General features: G+C 51.4%; 16 protein-coding genes and 1 pseudogene. All 17 read left to right on the plus strand.

All coding sequences use genetic code 11. The annotated features are described in order from the left end of the window. Nucleotides 1-17: 17 nt before the first annotated feature. The 17 genes and pseudogenes from fapR to IKQ95_03565 all read left to right on the plus strand — a co-directional run bounded on the left by fapR (nt 18) and on the right by IKQ95_03565 (nt 15,451). Complete coding sequence (gene fapR, locus IKQ95_03485) at nt 18-578, plus strand: transcription factor FapR (protein MBR4195757.1); 561 nt, start codon at nt 18-20, stop codon at nt 576-578. Between the two features lie 31 nt (nt 579-609). After that, nucleotides 610-1,584 carry a phosphate acyltransferase PlsX gene (gene plsX, locus IKQ95_03490; protein ID MBR4195758.1) on the plus strand — a complete coding sequence of 325 codons (975 nt, stop codon included), beginning with the start codon at nt 610-612 and terminating at the stop codon, nt 1,582-1,584. 36 nt (nt 1,585-1,620) lie between these two features. After that, a complete protein-coding gene (gene fabK, locus IKQ95_03495) occupies nt 1,621-2,574 on the plus strand; it encodes an enoyl-[acyl-carrier-protein] reductase FabK (GenBank protein ID MBR4195759.1) in 954 nt (317 codons plus the stop codon). Further along, nucleotides 2,571-3,515 carry an ACP S-malonyltransferase gene (fabD, locus tag IKQ95_03500; protein ID MBR4195760.1) on the plus strand — a complete coding sequence of 315 codons (945 nt, stop codon included), beginning with the start codon at nt 2,571-2,573 and terminating at the stop codon, nt 3,513-3,515. Before fabK ends, fabD begins: the two co-directional genes overlap by 4 nt. Then, nucleotides 3,516-4,250 carry a 3-oxoacyl-[acyl-carrier-protein] reductase gene (gene fabG, locus IKQ95_03505; GenBank protein MBR4195761.1) on the plus strand — a complete coding sequence of 245 codons (735 nt, stop codon included), beginning with the start codon at nt 3,516-3,518 and terminating at the stop codon, nt 4,248-4,250. Nucleotides 4,251-4,294: 44 nt separating this feature from the next. Then, entirely contained in the window at nt 4,295-4,546 is a 252-nt protein-coding gene (gene acpP / locus IKQ95_03510) for an acyl carrier protein (GenBank protein MBR4195762.1), read from the plus strand. Nucleotides 4,547-4,633: 87 nt separating this feature from the next. Further along, on the plus strand, nt 4,634-5,887 hold the full coding sequence (fabF, locus tag IKQ95_03515) for a beta-ketoacyl-ACP synthase II (protein ID MBR4195763.1): 1,254 nt from the start codon (nt 4,634-4,636) through the stop codon (nt 5,885-5,887). Then, a complete protein-coding gene (gene rnc / locus IKQ95_03520; protein ID MBR4195764.1) occupies nt 5,874-6,599 on the plus strand; it encodes a ribonuclease III in 726 nt (241 codons plus the stop codon). The genes fabF and rnc overlap by 14 nt, the downstream gene beginning before the upstream one ends. Beyond that, entirely contained in the window at nt 6,589-7,416 is an 828-nt protein-coding gene (locus IKQ95_03525) for a hypothetical protein (GenBank protein ID MBR4195765.1), read from the plus strand. The genes rnc and IKQ95_03525 overlap by 11 nt, the downstream gene beginning before the upstream one ends. Before the next feature lie 162 nt (nt 7,417-7,578). Then, complete coding sequence (tadA, locus tag IKQ95_03530; protein MBR4195766.1) at nt 7,579-8,028, plus strand: tRNA adenosine(34) deaminase TadA; 450 nt, start codon at nt 7,579-7,581, stop codon at nt 8,026-8,028. Next, complete coding sequence (locus IKQ95_03535; protein ID MBR4195767.1) at nt 8,025-9,713, plus strand: DHH family phosphoesterase; 1,689 nt, start codon at nt 8,025-8,027, stop codon at nt 9,711-9,713. The genes tadA and IKQ95_03535 overlap by 4 nt, the downstream gene beginning before the upstream one ends. A 59-nt stretch (nt 9,714-9,772) precedes the next feature. Next, nucleotides 9,773-12,049 (plus strand): annotated as a pseudogene (locus tag IKQ95_03540) (bifunctional (p)ppGpp synthetase/guanosine-3',5'-bis(diphosphate) 3'-pyrophosphohydrolase). A 6-nt stretch (nt 12,050-12,055) separates the two neighbouring features. Then, nucleotides 12,056-12,499: a D-tyrosyl-tRNA(Tyr) deacylase gene (gene dtd / locus IKQ95_03545; GenBank protein MBR4195768.1), complete on the plus strand. Its 444-nt coding sequence runs from the start codon at nt 12,056-12,058 to the stop codon at nt 12,497-12,499. Nucleotides 12,500-12,511: 12 nt separating this feature from the next. Beyond that, nucleotides 12,512-13,147 carry an MBL fold metallo-hydrolase gene (locus IKQ95_03550; GenBank protein MBR4195769.1) on the plus strand — a complete coding sequence of 212 codons (636 nt, stop codon included), beginning with the start codon at nt 12,512-12,514 and terminating at the stop codon, nt 13,145-13,147. Nucleotides 13,148-13,151: 4 nt separating this feature from the next. Further along, a complete protein-coding gene (locus IKQ95_03555; GenBank protein MBR4195770.1) occupies nt 13,152-14,207 on the plus strand; it encodes a rod shape-determining protein in 1,056 nt (351 codons plus the stop codon). A gap of 3 nt (nt 14,208-14,210) precedes the next feature. Further along, a complete protein-coding gene (locus IKQ95_03560; GenBank protein MBR4195771.1) occupies nt 14,211-14,981 on the plus strand; it encodes a rod shape-determining protein MreC in 771 nt (256 codons plus the stop codon). Then, nucleotides 14,981-15,451 carry a hypothetical protein gene (locus tag IKQ95_03565; GenBank protein ID MBR4195772.1) on the plus strand — a complete coding sequence of 157 codons (471 nt, stop codon included), beginning with the start codon at nt 14,981-14,983 and terminating at the stop codon, nt 15,449-15,451. The genes IKQ95_03560 and IKQ95_03565 overlap by 1 nt, the downstream gene beginning before the upstream one ends.

The following is a 15,451-nucleotide window of genomic DNA, read 5'->3' on the forward strand; positions in this document are numbered from 1 at the left end:
TGAGGTATTATTATCAGGTGCTAAAAGACAAGCCCGCAAGAAAATTACGGCATGACAGGCTATCGGAAATCCTGAAATCCAATCCCATGATTACGGACAATGAATTAGCTTCCCGCCTCAATGTCAGCATTTCTACAGTGAGGCTTGACCGCGCATTGATGGGAGTCCCGGAGCTTCGCGAGAGGATTCGCACGATGGCGCAGAATGCCGTGAGCAAGTTGCAGTCATTGAGTCCCTCTGAGGTTATCGGCGACCTTCTTGAGCTTGAGCCGGATAAATGGGCGTTATCCGTCCTCAGAACGGCCAGGGATATGGCGTTCAGGTTCACGGACATTGTGAGCGACAATTACATTTACGCGCAGGCAGGGTCAATCGCTGTTGCTGTCATAAACTCGGCGAAAGTCATTATCGAGTCCATGAGGGGACATTACAGCGGTCATGCCCACGTGGGTGATGTGCTTGTTGCGCGGGCAAAAGTCGGAGTGAATCATGACGGGAAAAAGATTGTCAGTGTCCGCACAAAAGCAGGGGACAAGGAAATTTTTGTAGGGCGTTTTATCATTGAAATACTAGAATAGCCAGGCAGGTGAATAAACTTTGAGCAGAAAAATTACTATAGCACTTGACGCAATGGGAGGAGACAACGCGCCTTCCGAGATCTGCAAGGGAGCTTATGAAGCCTGCAAACAGTATGACGACATAGAAATAATACTCACAGGCGACACAGAGCGCATAAAATCATGTCTCACTCCGCACGAGCGAATCCACATTGAACACGCAACAGAAATTATTGACCCTGACGAACACCCCGCGAACGCCATCCGCAAGAAGAAAGACTCAAGCCTCCGCGTAGCTATGGAGATGGTCAGGCGCGGAGACGCACAGGGCTGTATCAGCGCAGGCAGCACGGGCGCAATTGTGGCAGGGGGAGTGCTTGTTGTCGGACGGATTGAAGGCATTGACCGCCCCGCGTTAGGAGTCCCGATTCCGTCAGCCGACAAAGTATCATTTACGCTTGACGTTGGCGCGACAGTCAGGTGCAAGCCGGAAAATCTCTTGCAGTTCGCGCAGATGGGCAGCGTTTATTCACGGAAAATTCTCGGAGTCGATAATCCCAGTGTCAAATTATTGTCCAACGGAAGCGAGGACATTAAGGGCGATGATACTGTTCTTGCCGCCCGCGAGCTTATCGAAAAGCAGGGAGCGGTGAATTTCGGCGGATATATCGAGGGGAACGAGGTATTTTTCGGGAAGGCTGATGTTGTCGTCTGCGATGGCTTCAACGGAAATATTGCCCTCAAGTTAGGCGAGGGATTAATTCAGCGTCTCAAGTCAACACTTTCTGAGGAAGTCAGCAAATCCCTCATGGCCAAAGCCGGAATATTATTGCTTGCTCCGACAGTGAAGAGAATGCTTGCCCGCTTCAGCTACGAGAAATACGGCGGGACTCCTTTGCTGGGCGTGAAAGGTGCGGTGCTGAAGGCTCACGGACGCTCGAAATATCCCGCGATAGTCAGCGCAATTTCATCCGCAAGGAAATACATAGCAGAAGACGGAACAGCACAAATCAACCGCGAAATTTAGAGAGGTGAGAGAATGTTAAAGACAAGTATTAATCTCATGGGAGAAAGTAACCGAATATGCAGGCTCTTAGGCACTGAATATCCCATCATACAAGGCGGAATGGCATGGGTAGCAAACGCCGAATTAGCATCAGCAGTCAGCAACGCAGGCGGACTCGGAATAATCGCAGCGGCCGCGACTCCTCCCGACATCTTAGAGCAGGAAATCATCAAGGCCAAAAAGTTATTGCTGCCCGGAAAACCTTTCGGCCTCAACATCATGCTGATGTCCCCGACAGCCGAAAGCGCGCTTGAAGTCGCCGTGAGGCAGAAAGTCCCGGTAGTAACGACAGGCGCAGGCAGTCCCGGAAAATTCCTCGAACGCCTAAAGCCCCTCGGAACAATCGTTATCCCCGTAGTAGCCTCCGTAACTCAGGCTCGCAGGGTCGAAAAGCAGGGAGCGGATGCCGTTGTTGCTGAGGGAATGGAGGCAGGCGGCCATATCGGAGAGCTTACGACAATGGTACTTACTCCGCAGATTTCGCAGGCCGTGAAGATTCCTGTGATATGTGCGGGCGGTGTTGCTGACGGGCGCGGAGTCGCCGCGGCTTTTGCGCTGGGTGCTGAGGGCGTTCAGGTCGGCACGAGATTCATATGCTGCGAGGAATGCACCGTTCACCCGAACTACAAGCAGGCAGTAATTGACGCAAGAGACAGAAGCACGGCTATCACTGGTCAGAGTCTCGGCCATCCCGTGAGATGTCTCCGCAACAAATTGACGGCTGAATTTGAGCGTCTCGAACATGAACACGCGCCCGCGTCTGAGATTGAAGCACTCGGAACAGGAAAGCTCCGGGCGGCAGTTGTTGACGGCGACACGGAATGGGGTTCGCTCATGTCGGGACAAAGCGCGGCCATGATTAATGACATTCTCCCCGCAAGGGCAATAATTCAGCGGATGTTCACGGAGGCAGAAGAAATCATGCGGAATATGTCAGGGGTGAAAGAATGAGTTACGCGATAATTTTTCCCGGCCAGGGTTCGCAGTCTGTCGGAATGGGACGCGAATTGTACGAGGCTTTCACGTCAGCAAAGAATATTTTTGACATGGCGGACGACTCTTTGTCCGAGCATTTATCACGGCTCATTTTTGAGGGGGACAAGTCAGAATTAACCCTCACAAGGAACGCACAGCCCGCAATAATGACAGTAAGCATTGCGGCTCTTGCGGTATTGCGTGATGAGATGGGCGCGGAAATTTCCCCTGTCTGCATGGCCGGACACAGCTTAGGCGAGTATACAGCCTTGTGCGCCTCAGGAGTGATTGACTTCCCGGACGCTGTAAGGCTCGTGAGGAATCGCGGAATATTCATGCAGGAGGCCGTACCCGAAAATGTCGGAGGAATGGCGGCGTTAATCGGCGGGAGTCGTGATGACGCTGAAAAGCTCTGCGAATCTGTCGCCCCGAACGGTGAAATAAGCCCCGCAAATTTCAACTGTCCCGGACAAGTCGCAATTTCAGGAATGAATGAGTACATCGACGCGGCAATCTCAAACGCAAAATCATTCGGCATAAAACGCGCCGTGAAGCTCTCTGTCAGCGCACCTTTTCACAGCCAGTACATGAAGCCCGCCGCCGAGAAGCTCAAAGCCGAGTTCGCGAAAATTTCATGGCACGAGTCAAAATTCGACATCATCTCAAACGTGAACGCAAAGCCCGCCAAAGATCCCGCAGAGCTTCAGCAGAGGTTGTACGCTCAGACGTTCAGCCCGGTTTTGTGGGAAGACTCCGTGTCATTCATGGCCGGGGATTTAGGGATTGAGTCGTTCTATGAGATAGGGCCGGGGGAAGTGCTAGCCGGACTCGTCAAGAAATGCCGCAAGGGTCTCGACATATTTTCAGCAGGAACACCCGAAAAGTTAGAGGCTCTGCGCGCAAAATTGGAGGCGTAAATGTTAGCACTTATCACAGGAGCCGCAAAAGGGATCGGACGCGCTATAACCCTTCAGCTTGCCCATGACGGTTTTGACGTTGCCATAAATTACGCGCACAGCGGGGAAGCCGCAAAGACTCTCCGCGATGAGGTTATGACTCTCGGAGTGAAGGCAGAAATCTTCCGGGCTGACGTAAGTATTCAGGATGAGGCCGCGAAAATGTTTGCTGACGTAAAATCATATTTCGGGGAAAATGTCGCTGTACTCGTCAACAATGCCGGGATTACACGCGATACTCTCCTAATGCGTATGAAGGCTGAAGACTGGCAGGCGGTCATCAACACGAATCTTAATGCCGCGTTTTACTGCTCACAGCTCGCAATTAAGGACATGGCTAAAGCGCGTTACGGGAGAATAATATCAGTCTCATCTGTCGTAGGACTCATAGGAAACGCGGGGCAGTGCAATTATTCCGCGTCAAAAGCTGGTATAATCGGCCTGACGAAATCAATAGCCCGCGAATATGCCCAAAGGGGAATCACAGCCAATGCAGTCGCACCGGGCTTTATTGATACGGCAATGACTGATATACTGAAGCCCGATGTGAAGGAAGCAATACTGAAATCAATACCCGAAGGCAGAATCGGAAGCCCTGAAGATGTCGCGCAGGCAGTGTCGTTTTTTGCGTCAGACAGAAGCGCATATATCACCGGGCAGGTTTTAGCTGTTGACGGGGGCATGACAATGGTTTAGTATCAGCGCAGAGAAAATTATCCCTTTAAGGAGGTGAAGTGAACATGACGAAAGAAGAAGCAGTAGCCAAACTCAAAGCAATAGTATCAGACCGCCTTGACGTAGAGGCAGACCAGGTTACGCCGGAAAAATCATTTGTCGAGGATCTCGGAGCTGACTCGCTTGATATAGTCGAGCTTATCATGGGAATCGAGGAAGAGTTTGACATCGAGATACCTGACGAGGACGCAGAGAAACTTACATCAGTGGGCGAGGCAATGAACTACACACTGAGCAAAATCGGCGTGGAGGACTAAGCAGGCTCAAATTTCAACAAGCCATTTGCGGGGGAAGGGCTGTTTATCGGTTCTGCCCCCTGTTTTGTATAAAGGAGCGTGAAAAACTTGACACACAGCAAACGCAGAGTAGTAGTAACAGGATTAGGCCCTGTGAGTCCTATTGCAACCGGGAAAAAAGATTACTGGCAGGCACTCCGTGAGGGCAGGAACGGAATATCACCCATCACAACATTTGACCTCGGAGACTGCCCCGTAACATTCGGAGCTGAGATAAAAGACTTTGACCCTACACTCTACATGCCGGGAAAAGAGGCGAAAAGATCCGACAGAGCTATACAGTTCGCAGTAGCTGCGGCAAAACTGGCCGTTGAGGATTCCGGGCTTGACGTTAAGACCGTTGACCCTTACCGGCTGGGAGTGTATATAGGAACAGGCCAGGGCGGAATAGAGACATCATTCAACAATTTCAGGATCATGCTTGAGAAAGGCTCACGCAGAGTCAGCCCGTACTTTATTCCCATGATGATTAGCAACATGTCAACAGCCTACGTTGCAATAGTACTCGGCGCAAAAGGCCCGAATCTTTGTGTTGTTACGGCGTGCGCTACATCGCTTCACTCAATGGGAGAAGCCTATCACACAATCATACGCGATGACGCTGACGTGATTATAGCCGGAGGGACTGAGGCGGCATTACGGGCGATAAGCATTGCGGGATTTGCGTCAATGAAAGCATTATCCACGCGAAACGATGACCCGGAACACGCAAGCAGACCGTTCGACCTCAACCGGGACGGGTTTGTGATGGGCGAGGGAGCCGGGGTTGTCGTTCTTGAGGAACTCGAACACGCATTAGCGCGGGGAGCGCACATCTACGCCGAGTTCACCGGGTACGGGACTTCATGCGACGCAGGACACATCACCGCCCCTGACCCTGAAGCAAAGGGAGCCGCATACGCAACCGAACGCGCTATATCTATGTCGGGATGGGATAAATCACAGGTCGATTACATCAACGCGCACGGGACATCTACAGGTCTCAATGACAAAATGGAAGCAGGAATGATTAACCGCGTTTTCGGCGACAAGGCAAAAGACATCACAGTAACGTCAACAAAATCAATGATAGGACACTGCTTAGGCGCGGCAGGAGGGCTTGAGGTCATCGCGTCAATGCAGGCCATCGAGGAAGGATATATACATCCCACACTGAATTATGAGACACCTGACCCCGATTGCGACATCAACATTTCAACAGGCGCAGGCGTAAACAGGAAGGTTGACAGGCTTCTTGTGAACAGTTTCGGATTCGGCGGGCATAACGGGGTACTGGCATTTGAGCGGTATGGCAGAGTTTAATTTTGACGCGCTCAGGAAAAAGCAGCGGCTTGACGAACACGAGATTAAATTTCTTGAAGAGGGAATCGGCTACACGTTCGAGGATAAAATGATTCTTGAGGAGGCTTTATGCCATTCGTCATTTGCGAAAGAATACGGCCTCAGCTACAACAATGAGCGGCTTGAATTTCTCGGAGACTCGGTGCTTGAGTTTGTCGTAACAAGAACATTATTCCGTACTTACCCGGACGCTAACGAGGGCGAACTCACAACAATGCGCTCCGGCCTAGTCAGAACAGACTCCCTCTTCAGGAAGGCCGACTCTCTCCGCATTCCGTATATACTCCTTCACGGCCACACAATGAAGGCAGGAAATCTCCCGAAATCTGTCGTGGCAAATGCTCTTGAGGCTGTAATCGGCGCGGTGTGCCTCGACGGGGGAATGAGCGCGGCGGAAAGAGTCGTGAAGAAATTATTTCTCAGCGACGCGGAAGAGCAGTTTGTCGAACGAGACCCAAAGACCGCCCTTCAGTTATGGCTTCAGGCACGAGGAATGCCCCTGCCGAATTATGAGCTTCTCAAGACGGAAGGCCCTTCCCATGCTCCTACATTCACGGTCAGGCTTTACATGAATGGCTTTGAGCATGTAGAGACAGGCAAAAGCAGAAAAAGCACCGAGGCTAAAGTCGCGGCGTTAATCCTGCAGGATTTGAGGGCTAAATTTGGCGACTAAGTTCACGGCGTTAATTCTCGGAATATTATTGCTTGCGGGGGCAGGCTCTGCGGATGACAAACTGAATGTAGCTGTAACTCATCCGTGGCTCGCCCTCCTTGCTTCATTTATCGGAGGCCCTGAAGTGAATGTTACGCCTATAAGAGTGTGGAATGACAGAGGCGATTTAGTCATGGCCGACCGGGGGAGAGTCCTGCGTGAAATTCCGTTTGGGTCAAAAATAATAGCTCTCGATGAGAATGACGCAGGCAACTCCGGCATAAAGTCTCCGGAAAAATATACCGTCAAATATCTTTACTCGCCGTTCCCAGTCGCGGAAAACTCGCTTTTTGACCCCTCTGTGATTCCGTTCGTGGCTCAGAGAGTTTTAACCGCCCTTTCTGAGTGGGACTCGCAGAATTATCCGTACTATCAAAGAAGGCTTGCAGAGTTTCAGGCGAGATTGTCGAGCTCGATTCTTGTCGGGCAGGTCTTGAAGGATATGAATATCGCGGATCTAAGCGGCTCTTCAGGGATATTGCTGCGTGCGGCGGGGTGCAAAGTTGAGCGGCCTGAAGGTTTAGAGCTGTGGCAGAAGGGAAATTTTTCCGGCCTCCGTGAATATCTCGATGACGCAAGGAACAGGGGAGCGGCTGTTGTGATTGATGACGACACGCCCCCCGCATTGAGGCGGTATTTGTCCGGGCGGGCAGACGTGTATAAATGGGAGCGTCCGAGCCTTGAGACCGACTACCCGACATTCCTTCATGAGCAGTATATTTCCCTGTGGCAGAAAATTATTGCCCGGCCTCTTCCCGCAAGAAAGAACAAGCGTTAATCCCCCGCACTGCTGAATCCTGAAACTCTCCGCGCTGTTCCCGGTAATATTTTTGTCCTGCCCCTGATGATTTTTCCCGCAAAAATTTTGTCCCTTTCACGGCGTGTATAATTACTCACAAACTTAATATCCCTAACATGAATCGGAGATGGCGCAAATTACATGACCGATGATAATTATTACATGCAAATAGCCTTTGACGAGGCAAAATCAGCGTACCTGCGCGGAGATGTCCCAGTCGGCGCGGTAATCGTCAGGGGAAATGACATAATCTCATACGGAAGCGACCGCAAAATTTCTGACCCTACAGAACACGCCGAGATAATCGCGATTCGTTCGTGTGCGGAAAAATCCGGCTGCTGGAATCTCACGGGCTGTACGCTCTATGTTACCCTCGAACCCTGCCCAATGTGCGCGGGGGCTTGTGTCAACGCAAGAGTCTCAAGAGTCGTTTACGGCGCGAGGAATTACCGTTCAGGCGCGGGCGGCACTCTCTATAACATCCTCAGCGACTCACGCCTAAATCACGTCTGCAAAGTTACGGCGGGAGTCATGGAGAATGAATGCGTCAGAATCCTTCAGGATTACTTTTTGAGGAGGCGCAAATCATGATACCTACATGCGACATTTCAGACCTCAAAATATACAGGCCGGGCGACTACACTCGCAGACTCGCCAGCGAATTATCATGCCCGACATTAGCCGCGGGAGTCCTCGAAATGCTCAAAGGCGGGGAAGACATTGACACCCTCCGCGAATGGATACATCCCGATTTCAGCAGGCAGATTGACAGTCTTGACCTCGGAAAAGGAAGCAAGGCCGCTAAATCTCTGTGGGAGTCAAAAAGCTCGTTCGGGAATGTTTTGGTTTACGGAGACTATGACACGGACGGCATATCGTCAACAGTTCTTGCTATGGAAATTTTCCGCAACAAGGCCGCGCAGGTTCGCTACTTTATCCCAAGAAGAGACGTTCACGGCTACGGACTCAACGCCGGAGTCCTCGACAAGATTCCGGGAATGGGCTGTAATACCCTCATTGTTACAGACTGCGGGACGAATGACTCCGAAATGTTACAGAAACTCGCCGACAAGGGCATAAACATTTTTGTGTTCGATCATCATTCACTGTCAGCCCCCGTAACAATCCCGACAATCGTCAACCCCTGCATTAACATGGAGGCCGGAGACCATCAGAAAATCTGCGCCACCGCTGTCCTATGGTGCTGGGCGTGGAAAGAAAATATAGTGTCAAAAAAATTCCTACAGTACGCCGTTGACCTTGTTACGCTCGCCACTATTGCCGACTGTATGCCCCTCCACAATTTGAACCGCTCCTTAGTCCGCTACGGCATGAGGCTTATGCGGACAAACCCACGCCGGGGACTCTCCGCCCTCTTTGACTGTCTCGGACTCAATAAGTCCCAGCTCACGGAAGAACATCTTTCCATGCGCGTAATACCCTGCCTCAATGCCCCCGGAAGAATAGCAACCGCTGACACTGGAGTCCGTGCGTTACTGGGAGCGGGAAGCAATGACGCTGTATATTCCTGCGTGAACGAGCTTATGAGAATCAACCGAAAGCGGCAGACCCTGACCGAGAATATAGCCCGCGAAATCGATGACGCTATAATCACCGGGAACATCACGCGCAAAGTACTCTACAATGAGCAGTGGCCAATAGGAGTCCTCAGCGGAGTCGCAAGCCGTATATGCGCCCAGTACAACAGGCCGATAGTTTTGGCCGCGCCTGTGGGAAAAGAAGTTGTACGCGGGACGCTCCGAGTCCCTGAAGGCGGCGACGCTGTCGGAATCCTCCGGGAAATTTCCGCCAAGCTCGATGCCTGGGGAGGACACAAATACGCCGCGGGATTCTCCGTCCTCACTGAGAACTGGCGCGAGGTCTGCGGGGATTTGGAGCGTATGCTGACTGACATTGTGATTCAGCCGGAAGGGGTTACCCCGGTGATTAACGTCATTCCGTCTGACATTACTATATCTGACTGGCGGGCGGTCTCTGAGCTTGGGCCGTTCGGCAACAACAACCCTTCCCCGAAATTCTACACCGACAATGACCCCTACGGACTCGAAATCAACGCTATGGGCAAGGACGGGAAGCACAGCTTTGTACGCATAAACAGCGCGAAACTTCTTGCCTTCAACACTCCGCCGCGTGATGTCGCCGAAATGATGGGCAGGGTAAAAGGATGGATTTATCACCCGCGTTTAGACTATTGGCGCAACGAGGAGCAGTTACAGTTTATACTTGACTGCGCTGTAACGGAAGGAGGGATTTAATCACAATGGCTGACTCCCTAGAGACTCTCAGCGGCGGGCTTGAAAGTTTTTCGTCAATGATGGACTCGATTCCGTCAATTGAGGACAGCTCATCGAATTATCTGCGTGATATGTACAATCTCCGTGATGAAATTTTCGCACGGATTCCAGAAGACTCACAGATTGAAATTGTCCGTTCGGCATGGCAGGAGTTATGGGGAAAAGCCATGCTGTTACTAAATCCCGAACAGCTCCACAAACTTGGCGAGGCGTTCATATTCGCGGCCATTGCCCACAAAGATCAGAAGCGCAAATCCGGCGAGCCGTATATCACTCACACCCTAAGCGCGGCTTTAATCCTTGCGGGGATGAGGCTTGACCTTGCTACACTGCAGGCGGCGTTACTGCATGACGTGCTAGAGGATACAGACGTTACGCCGGAGGAGATGACAGAGAAATTCGGCCATGACGTTGAAATGCTTGTTGACGGAGTAACGAAGCTCGCGCAGGATGACGTGAAAGAATTTATGTCGCGTGAAGATTTGACTGCTGAAAGTTTGCGGCATATGTTTATAGTGATGGCGAAAGATATTCGTGTAGTCCTCATAAAACTTGCTGACCGTCTCCACAACATGAGGACTCTCCACGTAATGAGGCCGGAGAAACAGAAGCGAATAGCCCGCGAGACAATGGAAATTTACGCCCCCCTTGCTCACAGGCTCGGAATATATCAGATTAAGCGGGAGCTTGAAGATCTGTCGTTCATGTACCTTCAGCCGGATATTTATGCGGAAGTTGAGCGCAGAGTCAAAATTCGTATGCCTCAGATGGAGTCCGTAATCGAGAAAGCAAAAGTAATACTTGAAGAACGCCTCGAAAAAAACAACATCACCTGCCGAATCAAGGGGCGGGCAAAGCATATCTACAGCATATACGAGAAAATGCAGCGCAAGAAAATTTCATTTGATGAGCTTTACGACATATTAGCCGTGCGTGTTCTTGTTGCTGACGTTTCTACGTGCTATGAGGTTCTCGGAGTCGTTCATTCACTGTGGAATCCTGTCCCCGGACAGTTCGATGACTATATCGCCAACCCTAAAAGCAACATGTACCAGTCATTGCACACAACAGTGATGGTTGAGGGAGTCCCGCTTGAAGTACAGATTAGAACGTATGACATGAATCACTTTGCGGAATACGGCATAGCGGCTCATTGGGTCTACAAGGAAGGCGGAAACAGGAAGCTCCTCAAAGGGCTGAACGAAAAATTAATGCTTGTCCGTCAGGTCATGGAGGCCGGGCAGGACGGTGAAAGCACGCAGGAATTTGTAGACATCCTCAAGAGCGATATATTATTGACGAGTGAATTATACGTTTTCACGCCGGACGGAAAGCCCATGATACTCCCGAACGGGTCAACGGTGCTTGATTTCGCGTATGCCGTCCACACAGAAATAGGCAATCACTGCGCCGGGGCACTGGTCAACGGTGTAATGGTACAGCTTAACACGAAACTTCACAGCGGAGACCGTGTAAAGATTCTCACAGCGACTCAGGCTTCCCCGTCAAAAGACTGGCTGAATTTCGCCGGGAGCGCAAAGAGCCGCAGCAAGATACGCGCATACTTCAAGCAGGCGTAGAAAGCAGAGCGGGACGAGAAATTAGAGCGGGGATGGAAACTCGTTGAGCGAGAACTCAAGCGCAGGGGACTCGCGGACGTTAAGCGGGAAGATTTCACCAGCATAGACGATGAGCTGTACAAGGTCGGCTCCGGGACTATGGGAGCGGGCGAGGCGGCGCAGAAATTATCCCAGGCGTGGCTTCAGCATCATTCACCTGTAACAAAAACAGACCCCGTTGAGTTTGTCCCGGAACCGTCAGCCAAAAAGAAAGACAACAAATCAGATGTCCTTGTCGAGGGCGAGTCGGGAGTCGGCGTAACGTTCGCTTCTTGCTGCGACCCTGTGCCGGGCGATGACATTATCGGGTTCGCGTCAATGCGCCGGGGCATTACCATTCACCGCCGGGACTGCCGGAATATTGCCGGGAAGGACAACGGGCGAATCATCCCGGTGTCGTGGTCATTGCCGGATTACAGCCTCACAGGCGGCAAGCGTCCGAACATGTACACGGCGCGCCTCAAAATTGAGGGTGAAGACCGTAATGAATTGCTCGCCGACACGACAAAGGCACTTGGGCTTGAGGGTGTCAGCATTTCGGGAATAAAGGCCGGGCTTGCGGGCAACAGTTTAGTACGAATGAAGATAGAAATCCGGGTAAGGGATCTTCAGCATTTGTACTCGGCCATGACTAGAATAAATGAGGTGCGCGGAATAATCAGCGTGGAAAGGGAGTAATATATCTTGCGTCTTCTGATACAGAGAGTAAAACGCGCTTCAGTAACAATAAACGGAAAAGAGACACGCTCAATAAATCACGGGATGTGCGTATTTATCGGAGTAACACACGGGGACAATGAGTCAAAAGCTGACTGGCTCGCGGAAAAATTAACGGGTCTGCGAATATTCGAGGATTCAGACGGGAAAATCAACCTGTCATTGAAGGATGTCGGCGGGGAATTGCTTTTAGTGTCTCAGTTTTCGCTTTACGCCTCATGCGCCAAGGGGAGAAGGCCGAGCTTCACGGACGCGGCAAAACCTGACGAGGCAGAAAGGCTCTATAATTATTTCGTGGAGCGTGTAAAATCTTCAGGCGTGAATAATGTACAGTGCGGTGAGTTCGGCGCGGATATGACGGTAGAAATCATCAATGACGGGCCATTAACGTTTATTGTTGACAGCATATGAGGAGGAATTATTTTGCACTATAAGCGGTTCCCATTGGGAGCATTATGGACAAACGGCTATTTATTCTGGGACGAGCCGACAAAGGAAGCATTCTTCATTGACCCCGGCGGAAAAACGGAAGATGTTACAGACTTCATGACGGCGAATAATCTCACGCTCAAAATGATTCTGCTGACTCACGGCCATATTGACCACGTTGCGGGGATTAATGAGCTTGTGCCGATGGCGGGCGATAACATCTACATACATTCGGGCGACGCTGAAATGCTCCGTCATCCGTCAAGAGAGCTTCAAGAATTACTTGGCGTGAAATTCGGAGGGCTTGAGAAATTCCGGGAGATTGAAGACGGGCGCATTATCGATTTTCCCGGCTACACGATAAAGACAATCGCGACTCCCGGCCACACTGAGGGCAGCGTATGCTATCTCATCACGGACACTGACGGCCACAAGATATTGGTGTCGGGTGATACTCTTTTCGCTCAGAGCGTGGGAAGGACAGATCTTGAGGGCGGCGACTGGCTGAAACTTGAGTCATCACTGAAACGCCTTGCGGAACTTGATGACGGCCTTCACGTTATCCCCGGACACGGCCCGGATACCTTTATCGGTTCTGAGCGCGAACTCAATCCCTATTGGCCGAGGTAATATCATGTTCAAAGTATTTTCGGGCGTTCTCGGCATGGACGTGGGAATAGATTTAGGGTCGTCAAATGTCGTTGTCTACGTCAAAGACAAGGGAATAGTATTCAGTGAGCCTTCAGCGGTTGCCGTCAAGAAACGCCCACGCGGTGAAGGGAATGAAGTTATCGCAGTCGGTGAGTCGGCAAAAGCAATGTCAGGAAAAGTCCCCGCAGGAATAGAAGCGATATGGCCGCTTGAAGGGGGAGTCATCGCTAATTTCGACATGACGCAGGAACTCATCAAATACTGCCTGAAGCGCGTCAGCTCCAACAATACTTTCATGGTACACCCGCGAGTCGTAATCTCAATCCCCGCTGAAGTTACAGAGGTTGAACGGAAAGCAGTCATTGACGCTACACTAGGGGCGGGAGCTAGTGAGGCTTACGTTGTCGAGGAACCAATAAGCGCGGCGCTTGGAGTCGGTCTGCCTATTGACCGTCCGTCAGGCTGCATGATTATCGACATCGGCGGGGGAACATCGGAAGTCAGCGTTATATCACTCGGCGGAATTGTCGTAACATCTTCACTCCGCACTGCCGGGAAAATGATGGACAACGCAATAATCACAATGGTACGTCAGAGATACGCGCTCTTAATCGGAGAATCTACCGCTGAGGAAGTCAAGAACACAATCGGATCTGCCCTGCCCCTGAATCCTGAGCTTGAAATGAGCGTTAAAGGCCGGGACTTGTCAGACGGCCTCCCTAAATCCGACATAGTATCATCGATTGAAGTCCGCGAGGCAATGGAGCCTATATTCACGGGGATTGAAGACATGGTGAAAGTTGCGCTAGAGAAAATGCCGCCCGAACTGGCGAAAGATGTTGTTGACCGGGGAATTATCCTCACGGGAGGAGTCGCACTCATGCGGGGATTCAGCGAGAGATTATCACGCGCCATAAACACGCCCGTAATTGTCGCCGAACAGCCGCTAAACTCGGTGGCATTGGGAGTCGGGAAAATCCTCGACAACCTCGGCACAATGAAACGCGGATTAATGTCCGTTCAGCACGGCTCGCGCTAATACATGGACAACAGCAGGAATCATACCCGCGAATTTGTACACGGAATCACGGCGTTAATACTGGCGTTATTCCTTCTCGGCGTAAGCTCCGGGCTTGGCATAATGAAGAACATTGTTGACCTCTGGGGGGCTGTGCTGTTTATTCCTGAATACCCCGCTGTAGTGATGAGGGAAATATATTTAGGCTGGCGTTCATGGTCGAGGGACAAGAATTTTCTTGCGTCAGAAGTAACGCGCCTGCGGAATGAGAATGCGAGTCTCCGTCTTGAGCTTGCGAAAATCGCCGGGGAGAAAATATATTCCGATGACAGGAAGAATGACTCCCGCACTGCCCGCGTAACTCTCCGCGCTCCTATGTCATGGTGGAGCGAGATACGCATTGACCGTGGCGGGAAGGACAAAATCACGCAGGGGCTTCCCATCTTCAGCGGGGGCTGGCTTGTCGGGAGAGTCAGCACCGTTTCGGCTCTGTCGTCATGGGCGGAGCTGATTACGTCATCTTCATTCATGATTCCTGCTGTCATCGAGGAGACCCGCGAGCTTGGAGTCGTTGAGGGGGACGGTAACGGCTCTGTATTGCTGCGCTACATACCTGCCGGGCGCGGAGTCCGTTCGGGAATGAAGGTAAGCACGGCCATGATTGGCGAGGAATTACCGCCGGGACTCCCAATCGGGCAGATTGCGGGCGAGTTCAACATTGGCAATGACGGCTACACTACGTACAGGATAGAGCCGGGCGCGGACTTGTCGCGGTTCTACACGGTGAATTACTGATGGTTATCGTGATATTGTGGCTCATTCAGGACTTATTGACGGTCTTCACGGGAGGCGGAATGCAGATTCCCGGGCTGTTCATTCTCGGCGTGGTATGTCGGCTTCTGCTTGACGACGGGAGCGGAGACGGAAATTTATGGGGAATATGGACGGCGTTCGCGGGCGGAATTTTGTGGGACTTGCGCTGGATAGGGATACCGGGATTCTTCACGCTGGGCTATGTCATTGTCGTGCTGATTGTGATACAGGTCTGGGGAATGATTCCTCCTCAGGGCAGAGTCTCAGGGACAAATATTATAGTCTTCATACTCCTCGAATGCTCGCAGCTTATTCCGCCGTTACTCCCGGTGCTTATACTCGGAGGCAATACGGGCTGGGCATATTTCCTGACACAACAAATTTGGGCATTGCCCGCGATACTTTTCACGATGTATATATACCTGAAGACAGCAAGAGACAGGACGGTTTGA

The organism is Synergistaceae bacterium (assembly GCA_017540085.1).
In the GTDB taxonomy this organism is placed as follows: domain Bacteria; phylum Synergistota; class Synergistia; order Synergistales; family Aminobacteriaceae; genus JAFUXM01.

Bases quoted from the DNA above. Each gene is read 5' to 3' on its own strand.
- rnc (MBR4195764.1), top strand. From the start codon at position 5,874: ATGGCAGAGTTTAATTTTGACGCGCTCAGGAAAAAGCAGCGGCTTGAC.
- IKQ95_03555 (MBR4195770.1), top strand. From the start codon at position 13,152: ATGTTCAAAGTATTTTCGGGCGTTCTCGGCATGGACGTGGGAATAGAT.
- IKQ95_03560 (MBR4195771.1), top strand. From the start codon at position 14,211: ATGGACAACAGCAGGAATCATACCCGCGAATTTGTACACGGAATCACG.
- tadA (MBR4195766.1), top strand. From the start codon at position 7,579: ATGACCGATGATAATTATTACATGCAAATAGCCTTTGACGAGGCAAAA.
- acpP (MBR4195762.1), top strand. From the start codon at position 4,295: ATGACGAAAGAAGAAGCAGTAGCCAAACTCAAAGCAATAGTATCAGAC.
- fabK (MBR4195759.1), top strand. From the start codon at position 1,621: ATGGGAGAAAGTAACCGAATATGCAGGCTCTTAGGCACTGAATATCCC.
- IKQ95_03565 (MBR4195772.1), top strand. From the start codon at position 14,981: ATGGTTATCGTGATATTGTGGCTCATTCAGGACTTATTGACGGTCTTC.
- fabG (MBR4195761.1), top strand. From the start codon at position 3,516: ATGTTAGCACTTATCACAGGAGCCGCAAAAGGGATCGGACGCGCTATA.
- IKQ95_03535 (MBR4195767.1), top strand. From the start codon at position 8,025: ATGATACCTACATGCGACATTTCAGACCTCAAAATATACAGGCCGGGC.
- fabD (MBR4195760.1), top strand. From the start codon at position 2,571: ATGAGTTACGCGATAATTTTTCCCGGCCAGGGTTCGCAGTCTGTCGGA.